This window comes from Paenibacillus sp. FSL F4-0097, assembly GCF_038593125.1.
Lineage (GTDB): Bacteria > Bacillota > Bacilli > Paenibacillales > Paenibacillaceae > Paenibacillus_AQ > Paenibacillus_AQ odorifer.
Genome location: NZ_CP151965.1, coordinates 1,030,003 through 1,054,237, shown reverse-complemented (window position 1 = coordinate 1,054,237; position 24,235 = coordinate 1,030,003). Strand labels below are relative to the sequence as shown.

Sequence of the window (24,235 nt, the reverse complement as noted above, 5' to 3'; positions counted from 1 at the left end):
CAAAAGCCGCTGATTTCCGCTTTTAAGGTCATCTGAGTCCGATCGCGCCGAGCCATCTTAACCCCCGTGGTTTTCGACCTAGATGACCCTATTCGCACATTTTTCGTCTTTTGAGCGAAGTTTCGGACTCCAGTGCAGCTATTGCTTGGGAAGATGCTCATTTCCGGGCATCCGCTACAACAAACCTCCTAAGTAAACCAAAAAAAAGAGACGTCCCTAAGCCATTTAGGCATAGAAGACGTCCCTTTGAGTATTAGTTACTGTAATTAAGCATACCAGCCCCATACGAAGATGAAGAGCGTACCGAATATCGTAACTAAACCAACGAATAAGGCATAGGCGATATTGATGTAAAGTTCTTTCTTGGTATCTGCTGATTCACCAATATGCATGAACAGGAAGAGCTGCAAGGAAGCCTGAATGAGGGCTGTAACAAGCAGGATTGCCATGTTCGCAGTGTTGGATAGATCAAGGTAGATTACAGCAAGTGCAGCCACAGAAAGGACAAGAGAGGCTAAGAAACCCATCACATGGCGAATTGGAAACAATTGCTTCATCATGCTACATCAGTCCTTTCAGATAGACGAAGCTGAAAATAAAGATCCAGACAACGTCCAAGAAATGCCAGTACAGCGAGAAGATAAAGGATTTATTGGCCGTAGCCGGATTAATACCTTGACGCTTCAACTGGATTAGAATAGCCGCACCCCACAGGAACCCGAACGATACGTGAGCTCCGTGTGTTCCCAGCAGTACAAAGAGACTGGATAGGAAACCACTGGTTTGAAGTGTAGCCCCTTCGTGAACATAAGTGACAAACTCCATGATTTCGATCCCAAGGAAGCCGAGACCCATTAGAAGGGTTAGTCCGAAAAAGACCATCATGGCTTTTTGGTAACCATGCCGCATGGCATGAACCGCAAGACCAATCGTAAACGAACTTGTCAGCAGCAGCAATGTTTCGATCATCACCGGACCAATTTCGAAAAGCTCCGGCCCGCTAGGGCCGCTGGCAAAACGGTCTACCATTACAAAGTAAACAGTGAACAACGTAGCGAACAGTGCAATCTCCGCTCCTAGAAAAACCCAGAAGCCAAAGATTTTATTACTATTCTCTTCTGTTGAGTATTCAAGCGGCTTAGACGCATCTATTTTCATACTGTCTCACCCCGCAATTTCTTTTCAGTAGCAATAACTTCTTCTGCTGGGATGTAGAATCCGTGATCCCGATCAAAGGACATAGCAGCTAGAACAATGAGGATACCTACTCCAGAGAGGATCGCTGGAATCCAAAGACTGAAGACCAGAGAGAACCCTGCGATGAAGAAGATAACACCCAGAATAAATGGTTTTCCTGTGTTGCTAGGCATATGAATCTTAGTAATCTTATCTTCAAAAAGTGGTACTTTATCTTGTTTAGCAGACCAGTATGCATCGCGTGTTTTTACATTTGGAACCACTGCGAAGTTGTAAGCTGGAATCGGGCTTTTCGTTGCCCACTCCAAAGTACGTGCATCCCATGGGTCGCCATCAGTATCTCTTGGTTCGTAACGAGTACTCCAGTAAATGTTATAAACCAGGATTACAAATCCAATCGCGAGACCGATCGCACCTACAAATGAAACCATACTCAGCGGGCCGAATCCAGTGTCCGCAGAATATGTGTATTGTCGACGGGTCATACCCTTAAGTCCGAGAATAAACAGCGGGAAGAACGATACGTTAAAGGAAATAATAATCCACCAGAAGGCATGCTTGCCAAGACGTTCATTCAGACGGAAACCGAATACTTTAGGGAACCAGTAATGGAACCCTGCGATAACGGCGAAGACCGCACCTGGAATAAGAACGTAGTGGAAATGGGCAACCAGGAACATCGTATTATGGTACTGGTAATCGGCACTGGCCATAGCCAGCATGACACCTGTTACCCCACCAATCGTAAAGATCGGAATAAAGGCCAGGGTGTATAGCATAGGTGTCGTAAAGGTTATTCGCCCTTTTCGTAAGGTGAATAGCCAGTTAAATATTTTCACACCTGTTGGTACGGCAATGGCCATGGTTGTAATCGAGAAGAAGCTGTTAACCATAGCACCTTGACCCATTGTATAGAAATGGTGAGCCCATACTAAGAAGGACAAGAGAGAAATGATCAACATACTGAATACCATGGATGTATATCCATACAGGTTCTTTTTAGAGAAGGTGGCGATAATTTCACTATAAATACCGAATGCCGGTAAGACAACGATATATACTTCAGGGTGACCCCATACCCAGAAAAGGTTGGCCCATAACATATCCATACCGCCATTGGCCATCGTAAAGAATTGAGAGCCGAACAGCCGGTCGAACATCATCAACGCAAGTGCTACCGTAAGCACAGGGAATGCGAATACGATAATTACGTTGGTGATCAATACGGACCAAGTAAACATCGGCATTTTCATCAACTTCATGCCTGGTGCACGCATTTTCAGAATCGTTACAATAAAGTTAACGCCTGTGATGAGCGTACCAATACCTGAAATTTGTAGTGCGAGCGAGTAATAGTTATTACCCACCGTTGGACTGAACTCTAGACTTGCTAGCGGGAAATATGCGGACCAACCAGCATCTGGCGATCCCCCGATAACAAACGAAATGTTAAGCAGCATAGCTCCAAAGAAGAAGAGCCAGAAGCTGACAGCGTTCAGACGCGGGAAGGCAACGTCTCTAGCGCCGATTTGCAGCGGAACGATAACATTCATCAGACCGATAATAAACGGCATGGCCATAAAAAGGATCATAATCAAGCCGTGTGTTGTAAATACCTCGTTATAATGCTGTGCGTCAAGAAATTTCATGTCCGGGGCTGCTGTTTGCAGCTTCATCATAATAGCGTCAACGCCGCCGCGGAAAAGCATAAGCAATGCTGCGAGGATATACATAATCCCAATACGTTTGTGGTCAACAGTAGTCAACCATTCGCGCCATAAATATCCCCATTTTTTAAAATAGGTCAGGCCGACAATAATCCCGATCGTAGCCAGAACAATACTTGCCATAGCTCCGTATATCAAGGGTTCGCCGTGGACCTTAAATTTATCCCAATCCATTAGGAATCGCTCCTTTCAAGTTGTTCAATTAACATTGACTAGTGTCCGTCATGTGTTGTGCTCTCTTCTAATGGAGAACTAGGTGTCGGCTCATCCAGTTCTGGATTAGGCTCGGTGTTGAATTCCGTCTCACTGGATGGTGCTGGAGTCGGGTGAATTTCTTTATTATCCTGATGCTCCATACTTCCGTTATCCGTATCCATTTCAGTGCCACCATTACTCATATGGTCACCATGGCTTCCCGGAGGCGGGCTAAAGGATAAGTGAGTATTCGTATACGTTTTACGTCCGACATGTTCCATTTCCAAAAGACCTTTAAATTCATCTTCCGTCAGTGGACCCGCCGTTTCTTTAACGTCTTTCACCCATTCCTGATAATCCTTATCTGTCATCGCAAGTGTTTCAAACTCCATGTGGGCAAAGCCCTTACCATTAAAGTTCGCATTTCTTCCGACATAAGAACCTACAGTATCAGCTGAAAGATGCAGGGTTGTGATCATGTCGCTCATCGCGTATTTTTGTCCTCCCAATTGTGGGATCCAAAGACTTGAGATCGTACCGAAAGAATACAATCTGAACTCTACAGCGCGGTGAACTGGAATGTTAACGTAGTTTACTGTTTCGATCCCTTCTTCTGGATAGCTGAAATGCCATTTCCAGTTAGAGGAGGAAGCATAGATTACAAGCGGTTTCTGATCTTTATAATCCGCTGCAACATTTTCTACATCTACTGTTGTTTTGACGGTGACTACGGAGAGGAATGCCACGATAATAATCGGAATGGTAATCCAGATAGCCTCCAGCCATTTGTTTCCTTCCTCGTGAGGAGGAATATAATCTTCGTTGCTTTTTTTGGCACGGTATTTCAGAAGCACGAAGACATATAAGATGTAGACAACTGCCAGAACACCGAGCATCATAACAATGGAGAGAATGATCGTGTCAGATAAAGTTCTTGCAGCCGGCCCCTTCGGATTCAGAACAGCGATTGAACTGCATCCTGGCAAGAGTAAAATTAGGCTGAGAAATAAAGCGTATAACGGTCCCTTTTTGTTCATGCTTAAGCTCCTTCCTTCAATACTTCTTTTATTAACCCTCAACATTAACCTTTATATATAGTAAGAATTTATGGGGAAGAAAGCAAAAGACTTATTTTTCCATTTAATCTAAAAAAGACCTTAATAATGGCGAACAAGTTAAATATGTGTGATCAATTCGTTACAAGTTTCTAATAGTATGATAAAGATCACTGTAACGGCGCTGTTTATGGGTTGAAAAATTCCGTTCAAACTTTGTTCAATAGTTTACTAAAGTTGCTAATTTGGACACATCTATTTTGCGCAAAACGGGGTTATTTTAACCATTTTTGTTGATGCGTCAGTATTTAGCCGGAGTTACGTGCTTTTTATGATTGTGGTTGAAATCACAGTTAACTACTAAAAGGTAACAAATTATTCTGCTGGGGGTTACAATCTCTCAAATTTCATTCTATCAATGTATGATAAGGTAATAGACAAATATACATAGATAGGAGATTTTTGACGATGTCTTTAAAGAAAGTATGGCTATTATTAATCGTATTATTCATAGGTTCTGGATCAATACGAGCGATAGATTCAGTGAATGCAGCAGGTGCAGGCTCCCTTAGGTTAGGTGTGAACGATAAGTTAACAACTATTGAAGCAGTTTCGGTAAAAGATACCTATTACGTTCCTCTACGTGATCTGTCACAGGAACTTAAGTTAACGCTAACTGGAGTGAGTGATGGGATAAAAGTTACAGGTCAGAACAGATCAATCAAACTGCTGAATGATCATGCAACAGCTACTCTAAGCGATGGAAAGACCATATCCATGAGTACATTTCTGAAAAACGGAAAAACAATGGTTCCACTGAAATTGACTTCTTATCTTGGTTTCGGAATTTCCTTTAAAGCAGATCAAAATTTATTGCGTGTAAAAGATGGCTCAGCTACATTAGATGATGCAACATTTGTGAGTAAATTTAAAAAGGAAATGAAGCCAACCGCAACTCCTGGAACTTCTACGCCAACTGTTGGGAAGCAAGGTAAGACCGTATACCTCACCTTTGATGATGGACCAACGGCCACTACTTCTACATTGCTTGATATTTTGGCAAAATATGATGCGAAGGCAACTTTTTTCATGATCGGACCGAATATGAACCAGCATACTGCGCAAGTGAAACGGATTGCGAATGAAGGGCATGGTCTCGCATTGCATGGAATGACGCACCGGAAAGAGAAGTTTTATGCTTCACCTGCCGCTGCACTGGGTGAGATGGATAACGATAACGCCATTTTGAAAAAGATTACAGGTCAAAGCACCACACTAATTCGTCCTCCTTATGGAAGCAAACCTTATTTCACAAAGACCTTTAGAGATAAAGTGTTGGCTCAAGGTTATCATCTGTGGGATTGGAACGTGGACTCTGAGGATTGGAAATACAAGGATGCTAGTACGACGATCTATAATTCGGTTATGAATCAGGTTCATAAGCTGCAGAAATCGCAGACCAATCCAGTTATTCTGATGCATGATCAAAAGGCTACACTTAAAGTGCTTCCTCGTATTTTAGAGTCATTGAAAAAAGAAGGATATACATTCCACGTAATTAGCTCAGATCTGAAACCTCTGAATTTCTGGAAGGATACACGCTGAGTTTTTATTAAAAATCAAGAGGGCATCCCCACAGCTGTGAACTAGCTGTGGGGATGCCCTCTTTTTTTCAGGTCTTGATCTAAAAACTAATTTTTATTTAATCCGATCACATTCGCGCTCCCGAGTTTTTCTATCGGACCCAGATGACCTTAATTGCTGGATTTGCCACTGTTTCGGGTGCTATCGGACCCCATAGCCGCTATTGGTGCAAAAAACACTAGTTTCCAGCGTTTTCCACACCAATAGCTGCGCTGGTGTCCGAAACTTCGCTCCAAGGGCGATAAATGGGCAAATAGCGGCTGCTGTGTCCGATACTCCGCTTCCAAGCCGCAAACCAGTGGGGATGAGTATGAGCCCACGCTATCGGACCCACATGACCTTAATTGCTGGATTTAGCTATATTTCGGACGCTATCGGACATCATAGCCGCTATTGGTGCAAAAACCACCCGTTATCAGCGTTTTCCACACCAATAGCTGCACTGGAGTCCGAAACTTTGCTACAAAGGCGATAAATGTGCAAATAGCGGCGGCTGTGTCCGATAGCCTGTGGGGGTAAGCATAAGCCCACATTATCGGACCCAGATGACATTAAACTGGGGAATATCAAGTAGATAGTGTGTTTAAAAAACTAGAGAACAGCCGGGGACAATAGGGTTACGGGTTACGGGGTACGGGGTACGGGGTACGGGGTACGGGGTACGGGGTACGGGGTACGGGTTACGAGTTACGAGGTACAGGGTACAGGGTACGAGGTATCATCTCCAAGGTTTTTATTGTTTCCTTCCCTTCGTCTTGCCACTGTTGTCGCTGGAGCCCACATAGCATATGTTTGCCCGCAACCTACTGAGTCCAGTTTACGTCTAACCGCTCCTGACCTACTGAGTCCAGCTTACGTCTATCCGCTCCTGACCTACGGAGACCAGCTTACATCTATCCGCTCCTGAGCTGCTGAGTCCGCTTACATCTATCCCCCTTGACCAACTGAGACCAACTGGCTCGCGCTTGCTCCCAATCTGCTAAAACCACAAACAGCAGAGCAGCGATCTCCGTTACTGGAGAACCGCTGCTCTGCTGTTTTTTTAACATTATTATGAAGCTCTATAGTTTGAAGCTGGACAATATTTTTTGCAGATCTTCTGCCAGCACCGCTAAATACTGAGCTGAAGCCGACATTTCCTCCATTGCGGATAGTTGCTCCTGACTCGCTGCACTTGTGTCCTGAACACCCTCCGCCCCTTTACTAGATATAACGTTGACCTGTTCCATAGCTGCTGCCACACCTTGTGATTCCATGGCTACATGAGCAACCGCTTCTCTAATTTCGGCTGTCTGTAAGGTAGCTTCTTTAATGGAAGTCTGAATCTCATGAAAAGCTTGAGATACCAGATGACTTTGAACTACGCCATTGGTGACTAGCTCAGTACCCAAAGCCATGGATTCTACTGCGCTTTCGGTTTGCTTTTGGATATGTGTAATAATATCTGTAACCCGCAAAGAACTATTTCTAGTTGCTTCCGCCAGATTACGAATTTCTCCAGCAACTACAGCAAATCCCCGTCCATGCTCACCGGCCCGTGCTGCTTCTATAGAAGCGTTGAGCGCAAGCAGATTCGTCTGTGTAGCAATACCGTTAATCGTTGTAATAATTGTATTAATCTCTTGTGACAATGTCCCCAGATTAGAAACAATCTCCTGACTCTGAGTTACACTGAGGTCAATTTCCTTCATCTGCACAATGATTTGGTCTACAGCCTCTACTCCACGATCCGATGAACCGGAAACTACGCCCATTAGATCCGACATTTCATAGCTGCTGCCCTCTACGGCTGCAATATCATTGGTCATTGCTTTTATGGAACGTGTTGTATTGTTAATGCTCTCTGTCTGTTCATCAAAACCCGCGGCAATCTCTCCAGAAGATACAGCGATCATTTGTGAAGCCAATGAGGTCTGCTCAGCGCTTGCACTCATCTCTTCCGATGAAGCTGACAGCAGCTCCGCACTCTCTGCAATCCCTTGCATCATCTTCCGCAAGCCCTGCAGCATATTGTTAAATGAACTGTTAATTTGGCCGATCTCATCCTTGGCAGTGTACGTTGCTATTACGGTCAAATCTCCATTTTCTGCCCGCTTCATTATTCCTTGCAGTTCTTTAAGGGGTTTTGTTATCAGTCGAATGATTGCAATACTAATCACGATACAAATCACACAGGCGAACGTAATCATTATGGTATTGTTTACCCGCATGCTTTTAGCGGTTGCCATGGAATCTGAATTGTGTTCATCAGCATCTTTAAGCAACGAATCACTAATTCCTTTAAGTAGGTTGATCATTTTTTCACGGGAATCGTTAAACTCGCCTGAAAATACTCGATAGGCCTCTTGATTATGATTACTATCAGCAATCTTTATAATGTTGTCCCGCTGTGCGCGATAATCTGGCAAAAAGGACTCATACTCTTTGATTTTACTTACAATAGCAGGATCATTATACTGAATCGCTTTCACCTTGTTCATAAGTTCATTGTTATCCTGAACCTTCACTTGGATACTCTCAGAAAGTTCTTTGTTTTTGCTGGCATCAACGCTAATCAAACGCTCCAAAAGATAGGATTCAATAGCCCGATTATTCGTACGCATCTGCCCCACGTAAGAAACAGGCAATAAATTTTCATTATATGTCTCATTTGTCTTTTCGGCCATTCGGGTCATCGTGATGATGCCTATGCCCCCTACAACATTCACCATGATTACAGCGAATACCAAAAGCAGCCCTATTTTGTATTTCACTTTCAAATTTTTCATCTACACTCCGCCTTCGCATTATCTTATGATCTATCTATTTTTATCGGTCGGAAGGGCTAAGAGTTTGATGATTTTTTGAATATTGTGTCGAATAAAAGTATATATTGTCATAAAACGACTTTCCTCCAAATATAAAAAGGGCGGGCACCCGATCCGTTAGTTACTCCGAATCCATGTACCCGCCTAATCAATCCTCTTCCTTATTCTCCAGAGGTATAGTACCAATATAAAGTATCACCGTTCTGCAAAATATAGCTGTCTGCACTTATGCTTGGATCAGCATCCCGGTTCGTTTTATACTTCCATCCGCTGCTTGGGCCTTCATCAAATTCAGCCAACCCGTCAATAGACTTCACGTAGATGCTTCCAGCGTTGCCGGATGATACTACCTTAGTGCCTAATTGACTGACTAGTAAGCTATAAGCCGTTTCGCCCTCTTTTAGAGCTACTGTTGTACTGGCTAGGATGGTTCCCTTCCGGCTATCTCCAATCACTGAAAGGGTAGCGGTAGCTTTAGCTGGAGCAATAACAGACGATCCAACAGTCAGAGACTGAGTATAACGCGCTACGCTCGGTACGCTGTCTTTAGCATAGCCGGTAACAGTCATTGTATAGCTATTTGCCGGGAGACCCCCATCAACAACAGCTACACCTTGTTCATTCGTGATTACCTTCTTATCACCAATCGAAACCTGCACACCTGCTGCTGGTGAGGTAACCGGATCAGAAGTGAAACTGTCCTGATTCCACACCCACTTTTTCTGAGAAACCTTTACGGTAAAAGCTTCATTAGCTTTTGGCTGCGTTGGGGAAAGCGCCACAGAATCTATAACCTGTGTATTTTCACCTGCATAATAGACAAGCACACGATCGGATTCCTGTAGTTCGAACGCATCCATACCCACACTTGGATATATCCACTCCCCGCCGCGTGATACTACGAAGCTCCACCATCCGTCGTAAGTACCTTGCGAAACTCCATGGATACCTGATACAAAGTTGCCATAAGACGATTTGGTGATATCTACTTTAAAATCATCGGTAGACCCTAGTTGCTGCAACGCTTCAAGAGCATTGGAGGCTTTTAAAGTCCCTTCACTAATCAATCCTTCCGGGCCTTCAACGGTAAGTGAAGCTGTTACATTCTTAGAAATTACCTTTATAGCTTTTGTATATTTAGCAACCGTTGGCGCTTTACCTTCGCGGTAGCCAGTTACAGTCAGTGTATAGTCACCTGCGGGCACATTTCCTGAGAATACGGCCTCACCTTTAGCATTCGTCGTTACCGTCTGAGCTCCAATTTGGACCTGAACACCCGCAGCTTTTGCAGTTACAGGAGAGGAAGTGTTCGTAGCAGCGTCCCATTTCCACGTCTTACTAGTTACAATGACGTTAAAAGAATCGCCCTCTTTAAGATTTGCTTTGGAAAGGGTAACGGAATCCACAAGTTTAGTGTCATCTCCGGCATAATAAACCAGTACCTGATCTGAATCTTTAAGTACAAAATCACTCATGCCTACATCGGGATTAATCCATTTTCCGTCACGTGATACAACATACATCCATCCGTCATAACCACCAAAGCTTCCAGCAGCAATACTTCCGATGCCAGTCACATAACTGCCCGAAGGATTCGTGATCGGCAAGTTCGTTTGAAGCGCCAGCTTCTCTAACGCTCCAAGTGCGTTGCCAGCATAGGCGTACCCTTGTGCCAACGTGGCCCGTGGTCCCTCAATCGTTACAGGAGCGTAGATGAGTGAGCTCTGAACGGAGGATTTGGAAAAATCGTATAGCTTACTGTTGCTTCCTTTATACAGCAAATTATACGCAACCAGCGCCTGAAGTCCTTGCTCTGTCGCCAGAACATTACTGCTTCCACCACGGCTATGGGTGAAGCTACCATCAGCTAGACGATAGCTAAGCAGGTTCTCCATTAGATCCACTTTGTTTTTGGTGTATTCTAATCCACTAGGATCAACTCCGAAGGATGTGAGTCCAAGGATTGCTTGTGCGCTACTTTCAGCACTGTCACCGTAACCCCCATGGCTATCTTGAGCTGCAGATAACCAAGCTACGGCTTGTAGCCCTGCTAAGTAGGCTTCAGGATTATTTTTATGTGCCGCCAGAGCCGTCAAGGTTATCGCTGTCATATCAGACTCACTTGCGCCCGAGGTTAATGCAAAGCCCCCATCCGGATTCTGTTTGGAGAGAATCTCCGTAAGGAGCTTATCCGCCGTCCATTTCGCGTCACTTGGGATATTATATTTACCAGAATCCAGCGCAAGTAAGGCATATACCGGATTATTTAGCGTCTGTTCACTGAGCTTGCTGTTATTATAAATTTTCTCAATCAGATTATAGCCAGGAGTCGTTCCGTTACCAGCAAAGCTAGTAGGATCTGCACCAATCGCTCTCACTGCGAGCACGATTCGAGCATAATCGGTTACATTGGCGAAATTGCCAGCTGCATCCTTTACTTTTTTCTCAAGCTCTGAATGGTAACTGGCTGGCAGCTTATATCCTGCTTGCGCTAATCCAATAGCTTGCCAATCCGATTGCACGCCACCTTTCAAGAGATATTCTGCAGCCGCATAAGTCGCATCCGCAACATTAATCCGCTCCGCAGCAGTTGCTTCCAGACCGGAGCCAGCGCTCGCTTCTGCAAATATTTGTCCTGCCGGAGCAAGAGATGTTCCTAGAATTGAAATGACCATGAATAAGGCCAGCCCAAGTGCTACAAACTTGGAAGACATGATTTTCTTCATTGTTTAACCTCTTTCTGTATAAGAATGGGTACTGCTGGGAATAAGACGCATAACATAAAGACCGCCCCTTTGGAGGGCGGTCAGGGAAGATTACAAATCGAGGCTCCGGCGCTTGCTTCCTGCCGATAGTCCATCTGTATATGTTCCACATTCTTACCCCACGAAGAATAGAAACGCTCACAAAAAAGGCAGGTCTCCTGGCTAATGCTTCATCGCTGTTCTTCACCTTCCCACCCTACCTTCAGGGCAGTGGCTTATAGAAGAAACGCTCCGCACATACAGTGGCGGGACCACGCCGGACTCATGCACCGGACTTCCCTTTTAAGCAGACGACTAGATTGATAGAGTCTGCACCTTTTCCAGTATGTAGTATCTTATTTTGACATCCATAATCATATCTATTAATACATAGCATGTCTATAGAAAAGCTTAGTATGGGCAGCAAAAAAATGAACAGCAATACACCACCTGCCGGTAGGTATTGCTGTTCAGAAAGCTTGTTATTCGGCTGTTCCTTCCGGACTTGCAGTTGGGGAGGGTTCAGCACTTGAATCAGAAGCTGGTGGAAAATTAGGGTCGGGATCTACGATCAATGTAAATCTTCCGGCCTTGATCATACTTTTCTCTAGAATTGTCGCTCCAGGCTCCAATGTAACCTCAACCTGATAGGATGGTTGTTCACCTTCAGTCACAGCTGTTGCGGAAGGCAACCCAGTGCTGTCCTCAGTATCAGAGGAAGGCGTAGGAGACGGAGAAGCATCAGCTACTGCGTTAGGAGCATCTGCACCTTCTGCTGTTCCTCCAGTAGTGCCAGCGGCATCTGAATCGTCAGCGGCGTTTCCCTCATCCGTCCCATCCGTTGACGGCACTGGACAAGTGCCATTCGTAGCAGCGACCTTAAAGCTTTTATCTATCTCTGTAGACGAAGACATTAAACTAATCTCAGTCGGTTGAAACTGCACACAGTCATCTGCACTTGCGAAGGTGAACACCAATATGCTGCTCCCCTTATCTCCTTCGTCGCTCTGATCCTTCAAGTATACTGAAGCCGGAGGCAGCTCATTACCTGCACTCTGAACAGGGGTCGGCTCAGGGCTTGTCCCCGGCAGAGCCGTCTTCGTATCATCCGGACGCAGCATACTGAATACGATAATTGCAATAATCACCAGAATACCCGTAATGGAGCCGGAGATTAAGAGTCGAAATCGGCTGCGGCTGATCCAGCGCGCCAGCGGGGAAGCCAGTTGGGAGCGGGCTTCATTGTACACATTTTGCAGAGCAGGCCGAGCTGCCGCGACATAGTTCTTTCGGAATTCCCGATTCTTGAACGCTTCACGATCACTGCTTAGGAAATACTTCAGAATCGCCTTACGGTAACCCGGTTGCAGCTTTTTATTCGAAACCGTAAATAAAGGATTGCCTTGCGACCAAGCAAAAAACCGATAGATGATTTCTTTGTCGGAACCGGCTTTACGCTTTAACAGCTCCAGAAGCGCATCGTAATCCAGCGGACCCCCTTCACGCTGAGTTGTATAGTAGAAGGCTAGCGGAAGCCGTTCAAAGGGTTCCAGAACACGCGCCTCTTTTAGCAAACGACGACCCAGTAGCTGCACATCGTCTAGTTCCTGCGGAGACAATCCTGCAAAAATCTCCTCATTCGGCTTCTCTTCACCAAACCAGCGGTAAGCGGCGCGCAGCGCATTCTCTTTCTGCTTGCTAATCCTATCCAGTGGCGGCTGCCAATCGACAACATTACCATACCGTAAAAAAACTACCTCCAGAAGCTCCTCCTGCGTCATATCGGAAAGCGATAAGCGGTTCAGTAAGAATCTATCTGCTGAAGCAGCAAGATCCTGCATTAGGGAGAGTGCCTTAGGAGCAACTCCTGTTCCTTTGCGGCGATCTTTTTCTGCCTTATCTACAATTTCATGAATTTCCGCTACAGAAGCCACCGGATCATGTTCCAGCTGGAGCTTTTCAAGCAAATAATCCTTCACAGCATTTTGAGCAAAAGACTGCTCTAACGCCACTGGCAGGAACCGCCCCCAATGGAGTACAAAGCTCAGTATATCCGCAGATCTGGACGCCGCAGCTAGTCTTGATTCCATATAAGGCTCAAGTAGCTGCTTACGGAAATATGTTTCAGACATCACGCGCTGGAAGTAGGCTGCACTTAACTCATCATTACTCTCAATGATCCCGTAAGCGGCACTCAAGATATCCTTGCGGCCCGCTTCCACACTATGAAGCATCCCATTGATGAAATAATCCACGATTCTGACCCTGTAATTGTGATCCTTAAGTACAAAATACTCCTTAAAGCATTCCATAATCGCCGGATCTGGCACATTCCTTTGCCGAATCAGATCAAATTCCCGGTCGAACCGTTCTAAGAAAATATCGTTCAAGCGGATTCTAGAATGAATTGCACCGTCTGGTTTAAGGTAAGAGAGCAAACCACTTAGCACCGCACTCTTATTCTCCGTATATAAATGCTCGTTCCCTTGCTCAATCTCATAAAATATAGCCAGCTCATTATAGAAAGCAAGGGATAGCTTATGCTCAGGACTCTCTCCACGCAGAATCTGATCAGCGAAGCTTACAAAGTCGTTAATATCTCCTGGATTCAGCAGTAACAGCTTCCACACCAAATCAGCATAAGGCTGGCGGGACTCACCAAAATCGACATTCCCCATCCGTCCGGAAGCCAAATCGAAGGTATAATCCTTCTCAATACTACGATCACCGGGACGCAGCGAACCTTTTTCCACAAAGCTAAGATGTATATATTTACGGCTTTGCGGTTCATTCGCATACGTAATCACGCCTAATCTACGGCGGAATTCATACGGCAGCACGCTATACAGAATTTCTGTAAGCTCCACCGCCCGCGCGGACAACTCGGTGATAGGTACGTTTAGAGCCACGTAGATTTTTTTCTTACCTGCTACAGAGAGCATCACAGCTTGCAATAACGCCTTGAATATCCCTTCATCAATCCCTAACAAGCGTAAGCCTGCGATTGGATCCGGGCTGCGGTCTGTGCGAACAACTGGAATAGAGGGCAGCTCCGGCAAGGTTCCACCAAGCTCTCCAGTATAACGCTCTGCAAAATCAGCATGCAGCCAGTCTCCATAGCTCTGCACAATTTCTTCGGAACGTGAAGCAGGAACTACATAGTTATGTGCAAAAAAGGCGCTTCGTTGGCCTGTGAAATCGGCCGCTTGATAACGACTAAGCCCAATAACTGTATCCCCGTTCTCGGCATGAAATAGGTGCAGCGCTCCAGGATATGCAGCCTCATCCTTCTCCCCACGTGCGGTTAACTCCGCAGGAGCATCGTAGAGGCAGAAGGGATGAAGGATTTTTTTCACAAAATTATTGTCTAGACTATCTGATTTCGCTACCGTATCGAAGCCTTCTGTGGAACGAAACACTCCGCGACGTTCGCGGGTATACATCTGTTGGGCGATTGTTGACCCTGAGAAACCATTCACGGGCCGTCGCTCCCCTCAATATACTTCAGCTTATGCAGCAGCCAAATAAAAGGCTCGTCTACACGAATCGGGCTTACTACACCCTCAATCTTTTGATTCACAGGATTGCTGCCCAACGCAGATACTGCAAAATAACCCGTATTCGCGAAATAAACATCCATCGTATCTTTAAAGGGTCTGTCCACCTTACCAATAAATCTGCGAATTTCCCCGTCGATGTTATGGAACTCGTCCATGTTTAATGTTTTGCGATGAACATAGTTATTGAACACATTGCTGTTGGACTTGATATAATCGCCATCCTCATCCTTCAGCGAATGCAGCATATCACTTTTTGCAAGTACAACCGCTGTTGGAATGTCTGTCTTACTCTTTTCCTGATAGGCAATAAAATCACCAAACATCGTCAGCACCACATCGCGCGGCTCGTCATATTGTGAGACCCATTCTCCGGGACGGTCACCGATGTTAATATGAATCTTTTCACGGATAGAACGGATTTGCAGCGGATCGACCATAAACAGAATACCCGCAGAGTTCTTGATATGCTGACCATGAAGTCCAAGATAATCCTGATCCACCATCCCCTCACCTGCTACATCAAAGAATACAAGTGTCAGTGGCGGTTTATTTTCATCCTTAAAGACAAATTGAAAGATAAAAGGCTCCTGCATTTTTTCCTTCTGTGTAGAAGCCAGCAGATCCCCGCGCTCAAAAAGCGGTTCTTCATACAATGTACGGAACTTACGGCTAATCTCTGCATTAAGCGGCATACAAGCGGCATCAAAATGACCTGCTGTAGTATGCTGCAACGTGTGGATCAGCGAGGTCATATACACCGATTTCCCGACTTGGGATGCCCCGATAATCGAGATGATGTTACTTGGCACCTTCCCGGCAGTCACCGGCAGCTCATTATGGCAGGCCGGGCAAAGCCGTCTGCGCGTAAGCACACCGTAACGATCCGTAAGCCCAGTTAACACATGATCCGTGTAATGATGATATTCTTCCGGAATATCCGCCGGGTTGATAATCGCTTCTATGTCATCTACCGTATCGAGCCCGAAGCGCTCACGGTATTTGTTCAAGGCGTCATCCTCACCCAATGCGTAATTTTCATCGTCCTCCCGGCTGTGCATAGCCCGAAAGACGACATCCTCCGGAGAGAATTTGGTGAAGCAATACGGACACACTATATCGTAAAAAAGCGGCCGCGGCTCCGGCTGATTCTTTTTCATAAAACGGCTAAAAAAAGACATCTACTCATCCTCCCAAAAGTTGTATCTACGTACTTGCTATGAACGCACTGCTCATTACCCGCTTGTACACGTAGACCGAGTCTCACTCCGGTACCAATTCGTAATAAAGCCCATATTTCTTGCCATCGGTGAAAAAGATGCGTACAAAATCATCCTTACCGATTTCAATCGGCGGAAGTACATTGCGTCCAGGAGCGAAATCCTGTACGAAGGGAAAGAGAATACCATCCTCTTTCCCTGCCGGATGCCCTCCACGTTTCTTGACATAACAGAGGACATCCCGTGCCACGGGCACTTCTGCCGTAATCGCCATATGTACGGTCTTTTGTTTTCCGAATAAGGCTTTTTTTTGTTGAATGGAATAATAGATTCGGGCTTTGCCTGCACTGACCATCACCCGGTTCACACCATCACTTTGCCTCACCAGTACAGTCTCACCGTTCTCAGCAAGACGAGCAAATATCGTATAGGATATCAGGCCGATATCATCCAATCGATCACGATAACCATTGTTAGATTTGTATTCCTCACGAGTGTAGAGCTTCATCCCTACTGGCGGATCATCTCCGGTTCCCATGTCAGCCGCTTCTGCGGAGGTTTTGTGGATGTACACCGCCTGCACGCCGTCCGGCCAGCGCCATCTCAGCGTACAGAATCGGTCATCCACTTGGGATGTCACATCCGTTATTCCCGGAGCGGAAGCATTAACCTCGGCGTACCTCATTAATGTAAACCCCTTTCCGCTACACTAGAATCCTTTGCTGTTCCGGTTTCTGCGCCGACCCGGAAAGTTATCCGATGCTGGTGCAGGCGCTGCGTTATTGTTTCTTCTATTTCGATAAATACGTCCTTCACCTACCGGAATGACGCCTGTAAATAATGCAATAATAGCAGCTAATATAAGAACAGCCAGAAGACGAATAAGACTATCTGTAAAGGAGTCACCGCTAAGTCCAAATTCCAGAATCAGTCCTGCGAACAAGCCTGATATTACGCCGCCAATCCCAAAGCTTTTAGCCAAATGACGGTTATCAAACATAATTCCCAGACCTAATCCAAGCGCAGCCCCCATCAACATCAATGATAATATACGAACCGCAGCATAATAAGGACTGTCTGCCGTTGAATCACTGCGCTCAGTTAGCAGCGTCCGATCTCCCAGACGGTCATAGATCTGCTGGAACACATCGCCCAGAAGGGCTGAATCCTTGACATCATAATAGTGTCCGCCTGTCACTCTCGCAATATCCTGCAACAGCTGATTGCCTGCTGGATCATTCAAGCCCAGACCAATGGTATTCACGGCAATACCGCGCTCTACATAAGCCTGCAACTCTCTTGTGGTATCGAAATTACTCACTCCGTCAGACAACAAGATGACCATAGCTCCTTGGTCTTTTTTGCCGTCACTATCAATTTCCTTGAGTGCCTCCGAGACCGCACCGCTAATATTCGTGCCGCCTTCGGTTGGCTGCAGATTATCGATTGCAGTCAGCACCTTCTCACGATTCTCCGAATTTGAAAGTGGCGTTAAAGGCTGGACAACTACAGCTTCGTTGTTAAAGGTCACCACGGCCACCTTATTGTCAGTGTCCATTTTTGTAATTAACGCTTTTGCTGCTGAATACCGGCTATTATCGGGATCACTCTGCGTCATACTGCCTGAGTCATCGATAGCCATCACCACATTCTTAACCGGTCTGGCACCGCCAAAATTCAGTTCATAAACGAACTCCGTTAAGGCTCCAACTCCAAGTGCAAGGACAATCATCAGAGGCAGCAGTTTCCACGATAACCCCAGGTAGCGTTGTTTCCATGAAGCTCCGTTCAGTCGTGGCGAGATCATCTCTGCAAGCAGGCAGCCTACACCGACACCCAGCGCCACAATGGCAAAATAAATACCCACAAGCAGGATGGAAGGCAGATCGTTATACCAGCTTAGCAGCCATTCGCCAAAAAGAAAGGCGACCCCGCCGCCGATCAGACTGAAGAAGAGCAGCAGCAGATTGATTTTTCTCTGCATCGTTATACTTCCTTTCCGGGAAAACCTGAATTGTACTATTATCCTTTAAACATTCCGGGGGTTATGCTGCCTGATAAACGGGCTACCCGGATGTGTTATCATCCCCCAGATTGCACTTTGTGCAATAGAATGGAGTAGGAGGAACAACTATTTCTATTCTATTGCACAGTGTGCATTGGAAATAAGGAGAAATGTCCCTATCCCAGAAATCTACTTAAATCTACTGTATCAATATTGCACAAAGGCAATAAAGGGACTCAAAGTGAGGGTACCCATCTATTACGCCATCAGCGCATCTCAGGAAGCTGATCTTCACTCAGCCCATGGAGCTGATAGCCATTCTGAGCATAAGTCTCATAATAGACCTTACCGTTGCGATAATAGAGCAGGTCTTCTAAATGAAAGCCGCCCATCAGGTTGAGCTTCTCCACTCCGCTCCTCCGCTGCTCATGCACGAATCCTAACCGGTAAATCCGAGTTGTCTCATCCACTCCAAATGCGTAGCGTAGGAATTCTGATGAACTGTCTCCGAAGAAATATTTCTCCTCATGACGATGCTCTTGCGTATATTCGAATAGCCGAACATTAATGGCCGCGCCCTCTTCCAAATTATGATACAAGCGCTTGAACAGCTCTTCCCTCGATAGAACCTGACGATTCTCATAGGCTGCCGCAACATTTGCACGCCGCAGAAGCTCTTCCTCAAAAGATAAATTGAAAGGTTCTGCTGTCAGCAGCTCCCGGCGGCAAATATCAATCAAACGCTCAATCACAGCTTCTTTCCCTTGTTCTAAGAGCTTGGAGATACTGCCCATGTACTTCTCACTGAAGAATATTCCAGGTCCACGCCGGGTTTCGATATCCTTCATCACTTCTTCTGTGACTACGCGGTAGTATTCCATTACGTTCTGGCCCGTTGTTTCGTTTGTTCGCCCAATGCTGTCCATAACAGTAATACGCAATTCTTCCTCCAAAGTCTCCATAGCTTTCACACGAGCCATACTTTCCATATGAAGCTGCTCAAGTGCAGATTCCAAACGACTGCATAGGGCAAGCTCACTTTCTAGGCCCAATAGTTCATATTTTTTGCCATATACGGCTGAGAATAAGTAATGAATGAAGTTACGTACTGTTCTTTTGTCAAAAAGCGGCACACGCTGGAACGGCTGGCGCTCCACGCTTTCTGCATAAAGATCCTCAAGCTCCTCCTGCATGGAGAGAATCGCGGAACGCAAGCCTGCCATATGCTGACGTAAAAGATGGAGCACACTTCCGGCTTCATCACGATCTGCCGTCCACTCCGCAAGCTGATAAAAGCTTACCGCAGGCGTAGATGTTTCCTGTGCCGCCAGCATAGTGCGCCATTGGCGTAATGGATTCATTCCCTCTACTCTCCGGTTTGACTCTGCCACAAAGTTATTGCGGAAATAAGCTTCGCCCCCTTCACCGAACAACTGCCGTTCAGCTTCACGAAGTGACAGCTGCTTCAGTTCATTATAGGAAGGGCGTCCGTGACTCATTAAACCCGTCATTTCATTCAGGCCGTCTTTCTCCGGAAGTAGCTGTACCGCGTGTTCCCGCAAGCTGTCAGGGTCCAGCCCTAACAACGCCTGCCGTTCACGTATAGTCCACGAACTGCCCTCACTCATATCGGAGACAAGCCGCCGGAACGCATGATACAGCACTGCCAAAGCAATTTGAACATTAGGTCTTCTTACCCCGGAAAAGCCAGCAGAGGCGTAGCCTTGTCTTCCAGTGCTGCCTCTGATGCCGCTTTTGAAGGTCATATTGTTATATCCGCCATGACCAGTAGCCTGATCAGAAGCCGGGCGGACCCGATTTTTGAGCAGACTAATATGAGAAATAATCTCGTAGTTGTCATCCATACCGTGTGCAGACATCATACCGCGCTCATTTTTATCGGAGAGCAGATACACAAGGTCAAATAATGCGGAAGGACCATGGCCAACTGGAATCGACAGACCGTCTTCCGTCACAAGTAACGGCGCATTAAACTTATAGTCCGTAGCCTGCATTCTGTCCAATTCACGCAGAAAAGCCAGCCCTACTGAGCTGGAATATCCAAAATTATCCCCTTGCTCCCGCTCATTGATCAGAGCGTAGAGATCTGTCTGTACGGACTTGAAGGACTGGCCGAGTACAGCACGAGCCAGCAGTGTAATTTCCGGCAGCAATACATTAAGCGGATCATCAACCCGCGTAATGATAGAGAGATGGATGACGTCAAAAGATGAATATAGACGTCCATAATCCGCTATACTGTTGCTCAGCCGCCGGATAACTTTATTCATTTCAGCAAGATAACGTGTATCCTCATGAAACTTGCGGTAAAGTTCATGACGCACAGTGCGTGGATCTGACCCTGCCGTTTCCGGCAAAGCCATGGCCAGCACCCGGTCTTTTCCTCCCGCAACAGATTCACTTTTGCTTCCGTCTGTTCCCTCTTTTGCCGCACCTGACACAGCATGTAATGCCATAACCCCGCCGGCGTTATCCCATTTTCGTTCGCAGCTATCCAGCACCGGACCGATGGCCGGAGCAACCTTGTCGCCTACGAACAGAAACAGGGCAGGGTAATGGATGCTGCTGCGTCCATCCCCTTTGCTGCGCTGTGCCTCTTCCTGTACCGCATATTGTTCACCATAAGATAATGCCTGTGTTTTGATCATAGGCCTATTTCAACTTTCTGCGGATACTGCCGAGCTTGCTAGTCATGCTCTTGTAGAATCCGTACATCTCATCGCCGCTCTCATACTCTACCCGTTCGTACTCCAAGCTGTCGCGTGCTTCCAGGAATGATACATACAGTCCTTCCAGCTTATAGAGCAGCGGGGTAACGTCTTCAGCGGCAGTCATTTCACCTGCACGACGTGCTGCCTTACGCAGCAGTACGCTGCGGCTCTTCTCATCCAGCTCCCGGAAGTGCCGATACACGGCATACTCTACGTAGCTGCGCTCTTTCATCAAATTAGCAAACGGCTCCCAAGCGTCCTCTTCTTCATCACGGTCATAAACGTAGAGTGCGCCTTTTTTGATAATGCTGTCCGTATACAAAGCTTCAATGAACTGATCCATCCACTTATCTTCGTCCAGATATTGATGGAGCACACCTTCAAGCTCAGTGGCTTTGGCAGTCAGTTCAGCATATTTGGCCAACTCCACACGAACACGTGAAATCAACTGCGGTGAACGAATGAGATTCTCCTGCGCCATGTCCTTGTTGATGCTGCCAAAGATATCTTTAATGCCTTCGCGCTCCAAGCCCTTCTCACGCAGGCTCTTCAGCTCATCAACCGCCTTCTTCACTTCACCGAGATTCGGGCGTGTGGATTGCAGCTGCATATCGAAACCACTCAAAATGGTGTCCAGATCAAAAGGTTTGGTGAACACAACAGAATATCTGTTACTTGTGTTCTCATCTACACCTTTTTCAATAATGACTCCACTTGCCAGCGCTTTTGCAAAGTCTGCACGCACTCTAGCGTTATAATCACGTACACGAGAATTGACGTAAGTGTCGCCCCATGATTTTTCCGGAATCGGAGAAGGCAGGTACGTCCAGTTGTTCTTATCCGTCATCACGAGATGGCGGCCAATCCCTTCCTTGTCGAGAATGGTCCGCTCATAGTTCTCTTCAAACACCCGGAGCGGCGTGTATACGAAAAGTGGCACACCATTACGTGTATTAAGCCAGAAAATACGGTTTTTCACTTGGCTTTCCTTGATCGTAAATTGCGATTTGCCAAGCGCATTATTCTGATAATTACGAATCCCTTTTAGGATACCCGGCGCTTTAACAGGCACGGAAACGAAACCCCATGATGGGAAATGTAAGCTGCCCGAGCTATTGCTAAGGTGGAAGGTAGGCACAGCCTCTTCGTCCAATTTACCGGCAATAATCCGCTCAACGAATTTATCCAGCGGCTCTTCATGGCCGAATTTCATCACAAGGAAATCCTCCATCGAACGGGTAATCAGATCCCCAAACTTATCGCTAAGGAATTCCGAAATCGAGCGGACGATATCAATCTCCTGCTCTTTGACCCAACGTCCGGAATGCTTCAGCATTTCACGGGTGAAGTCGCGAATCAGGTCGTCGCCGTCCTTCTGATCCATGATCTTGGAGATGGTTGCTGAAATATCCGGCACGTTCACAATGTTCCAATAATAAGTTTTGTTTCCTTTATAGTCTGCCTGCTCTTCGCCATTGATAAGGATGTCCCCGTTTTTGGCAAAAATCGAGCTAAGCGCACTAAGAATCTCTGTAAACACACCGTAAATCCGGCTGTTCTCATCGTTTAAGAGCTCATATAAGTCCTCGTAAAATTGAATCATTTGCTCAGTGCGTTCTACATCGGCGTGCAGCCAATATTCATTGATTTTAGCCTCAATATAAGCATTTTTCTTCTTCTCTTTGGAGACAAAAGCACTGCGGGCATCGCTCAGCTTCTCATCCGCACTGTCCTGAGCCGTCTCAATATCACGTGGCAAACGCAACAAGCTTTCACGTAAAGCCTCAATATAAGACTGAATCAGCTTCAAAATACAGAAGCCCTTCTCGGTATACAGCAGACGGGAAACGTAGAATGGCCCTTGCTCTGGGTGCAGGAAGATGCGCTCCAGCTCTTCACTGAAACGTCCCACAATTTCGCCAGGCAACTGCTTTTTCGATTTGATATATTCTTCACGGGCACGAGCCAGGAAGTTCTGCTCCAGCTCTGTATCCATGCTTACCACTTGATTCTTAACAACATTGGCATGGCTCAAGCGTTCGCTGTTCTCGTAGCCTGGCAACGGCTCAGGCACACGGGATTCAAACGTCTTGATCATACTGTCGAGATCAATCCCCAGCTTACGTGCGAATTTCTCTACATCCTCTTGACCAGGGGCCTGCTGGAACATTTTTTCCATTTTATCAAACAAGCGGAAAGCCAGGTAAGTCGTCATTTCCTCAATCGGAAGCACAGCAGACGAGGCACCGATAATGTTGTATTCATAGTTAGCTGGGTAGGTCTTGTTCATCTGCGCAATGTTGGTGCGGATATTACTGATATAGTCATGGATGGCGAATTCTTCACCAGACTGTTTTTCTTCACTCGCCATAAAGTTCGTGATGTTCTCCGCCGTTACGTTCATACAGTAATCGTACGCATTCTCCAGCAGCTTACCCTCGGTATTCGTTGCAGAGATCAAATGACATAGATTAAATGGAGGCAGCGGTGAATTTACCGTCAAAATATTACCGTATTGCTGCTGGAATCGCTCACCACGACTGTCCACATTCATCCAGTAATCCAGCTCTTTTAGCGCTGCATAACCGTTCTTGCGAATATATTCACGCGTGTGCTCACTTAGACTTTTATTAGACAGGTTCACGTCAGGTGTAAAGAGATAACCCAGTGTGTTCACACGGTCAATACCGGCTGATCCGTAGTCACGTTCAATAATACCGCGTACGATATAGGCAATATCCAAGAAAGCCCCACTGCCTGTACCGCCCGACAGACCTGTCAGCAGAAAGACCATCAGCTTTTTGTTAGTGCCTACGGATAACGTCTTGATCTTCTTATCAATCGCGCCTACAACCTGATTAATCTTGGTGAACAAAAGCAGACGTCCAGCCTGCCGCACACCAGCAGCACCATTCATACCATCTGTGATACTTAACTCAGGTGACAGCCAATCTGTAATATAAGAATCGAGAATACTACGGTTCTGTAGCAGTCCGCCGATTTCAGCATTCGCCAACAGTACAAATTCATTTTGCGGGTCCAGCCCAATGCCTTTGTATTTTTTTCCGCGATCCTGTTCATTCGTCTCAAAAGCTAGAAATTCCACATTATCCGGCTTGTCCCGTTTCTTCTTGGATATTGGATCCTCCGGCAGCTTAAAGCGGCGGTTAATCTGATATTTAAGACGCAGCAGGGCATCAATGCCCGTGCCGCCTAGTCCAATGATCAGGATCGGATTATCAATCGTATCCACCCTGATTTTATCGCTGACAATCCCGCCGCCTAGTGATACATCCAACTGCTGTATATGCTCTCTTACTACTGGTTTCATATGCTTATCCTCCTAAAAGTT

At 46.1% G+C, this 24,235-nt stretch carries 13 protein-coding genes and 1 riboswitch; of the genes, 1 reads left to right on the top strand and 12 read right to left on the bottom strand.

The window, feature by feature from the left end:
- Positions 1-266 precede the first annotated feature (266 nt).
- The 4 genes from qoxD to qoxA are packed head-to-tail and all read right to left on the bottom strand — an operon-like array spanning position 267 to position 4,156.
- Positions 267-557, bottom strand: coding sequence for a cytochrome aa3 quinol oxidase subunit IV (gene qoxD / locus MHH86_RS04525; RefSeq protein WP_036680878.1), 291 nt, complete (start codon positions 555-557; stop codon positions 267-269).
- Positions 558-561: 4 nt separating this feature from the next.
- A complete protein-coding gene (qoxC, locus tag MHH86_RS04520; RefSeq protein ID WP_036680826.1) occupies positions 562-1,158 on the bottom strand; it encodes a cytochrome aa3 quinol oxidase subunit III in 597 nt (198 codons plus the stop codon).
- Positions 1,155-3,098, bottom strand: coding sequence for a cytochrome aa3 quinol oxidase subunit I (gene qoxB, locus MHH86_RS04515; protein ID WP_036680823.1), 1,944 nt, complete (start codon positions 3,096-3,098; stop codon positions 1,155-1,157). Before qoxB ends, qoxC begins: the two co-directional genes overlap by 4 nt.
- A 38-nt stretch (positions 3,099-3,136) precedes the next feature.
- Positions 3,137-4,156 carry a cytochrome aa3 quinol oxidase subunit II gene (gene qoxA, locus MHH86_RS04510; RefSeq protein ID WP_036680822.1) on the bottom strand — a complete coding sequence of 340 codons (1,020 nt, stop codon included), beginning with the start codon at positions 4,154-4,156 and terminating at the stop codon, positions 3,137-3,139.
- A gap of 486 nt (positions 4,157-4,642) precedes the next feature.
- On the opposite strand from qoxA, the gene MHH86_RS04505 reads away from it, so the two are divergent.
- Positions 4,643-5,779 carry a polysaccharide deacetylase gene (locus MHH86_RS04505; protein ID WP_036680820.1) on the top strand — a complete coding sequence of 379 codons (1,137 nt, stop codon included), beginning with the start codon at positions 4,643-4,645 and terminating at the stop codon, positions 5,777-5,779.
- A 1,100-nt stretch (positions 5,780-6,879) separates the two neighbouring features.
- Here MHH86_RS04505 and MHH86_RS04500 read toward each other — a convergent pair.
- From MHH86_RS04500 to MHH86_RS04465, 8 genes are all read right to left on the bottom strand, one after another.
- Positions 6,880-8,586 (bottom strand): methyl-accepting chemotaxis protein, encoded by a 1,707-nt coding sequence (locus tag MHH86_RS04500; protein WP_036680818.1) that lies wholly within the window; start codon positions 8,584-8,586, stop codon positions 6,880-6,882.
- Between the two features lie 200 nt (positions 8,587-8,786).
- Positions 8,787-11,351, bottom strand: coding sequence for a DUF4430 domain-containing protein (locus MHH86_RS04495; protein ID WP_051491156.1), 2,565 nt, complete (start codon positions 11,349-11,351; stop codon positions 8,787-8,789).
- Between the two features lie 169 nt (positions 11,352-11,520).
- Positions 11,521-11,724: riboswitch (cobalamin riboswitch) on the bottom strand.
- Between the two features lie 127 nt (positions 11,725-11,851).
- Complete coding sequence (locus tag MHH86_RS04490) at positions 11,852-14,848, bottom strand: glycosyltransferase (RefSeq protein ID WP_340888651.1); 2,997 nt, start codon at positions 14,846-14,848, stop codon at positions 11,852-11,854.
- Positions 14,845-16,107 carry a hypothetical protein gene (locus MHH86_RS04485; RefSeq protein WP_038568871.1) on the bottom strand — a complete coding sequence of 421 codons (1,263 nt, stop codon included), beginning with the start codon at positions 16,105-16,107 and terminating at the stop codon, positions 14,845-14,847. The genes MHH86_RS04490 and MHH86_RS04485 overlap by 4 nt, the downstream gene beginning before the upstream one ends.
- 82 nt (positions 16,108-16,189) lie before the next feature.
- A complete protein-coding gene (locus MHH86_RS04480; RefSeq protein ID WP_036680814.1) occupies positions 16,190-16,831 on the bottom strand; it encodes a hypothetical protein in 642 nt (213 codons plus the stop codon).
- A gap of 24 nt (positions 16,832-16,855) precedes the next feature.
- A complete protein-coding gene (locus MHH86_RS04475) occupies positions 16,856-18,130 on the bottom strand; it encodes a VWA domain-containing protein (RefSeq protein ID WP_036680812.1) in 1,275 nt (424 codons plus the stop codon).
- Between the two features lie 287 nt (positions 18,131-18,417).
- A complete protein-coding gene (locus MHH86_RS04470; protein ID WP_081382498.1) occupies positions 18,418-20,820 on the bottom strand; it encodes a transcription initiation factor TFIID in 2,403 nt (800 codons plus the stop codon).
- Between the two features lie 4 nt (positions 20,821-20,824).
- Positions 20,825-24,214: a tubulin-like doman-containing protein gene (locus MHH86_RS04465; RefSeq protein WP_076099550.1), complete on the bottom strand. Its 3,390-nt coding sequence runs from the start codon at positions 24,212-24,214 to the stop codon at positions 20,825-20,827.
- Between the last annotated feature and the right edge of the window lie 21 nt (positions 24,215-24,235).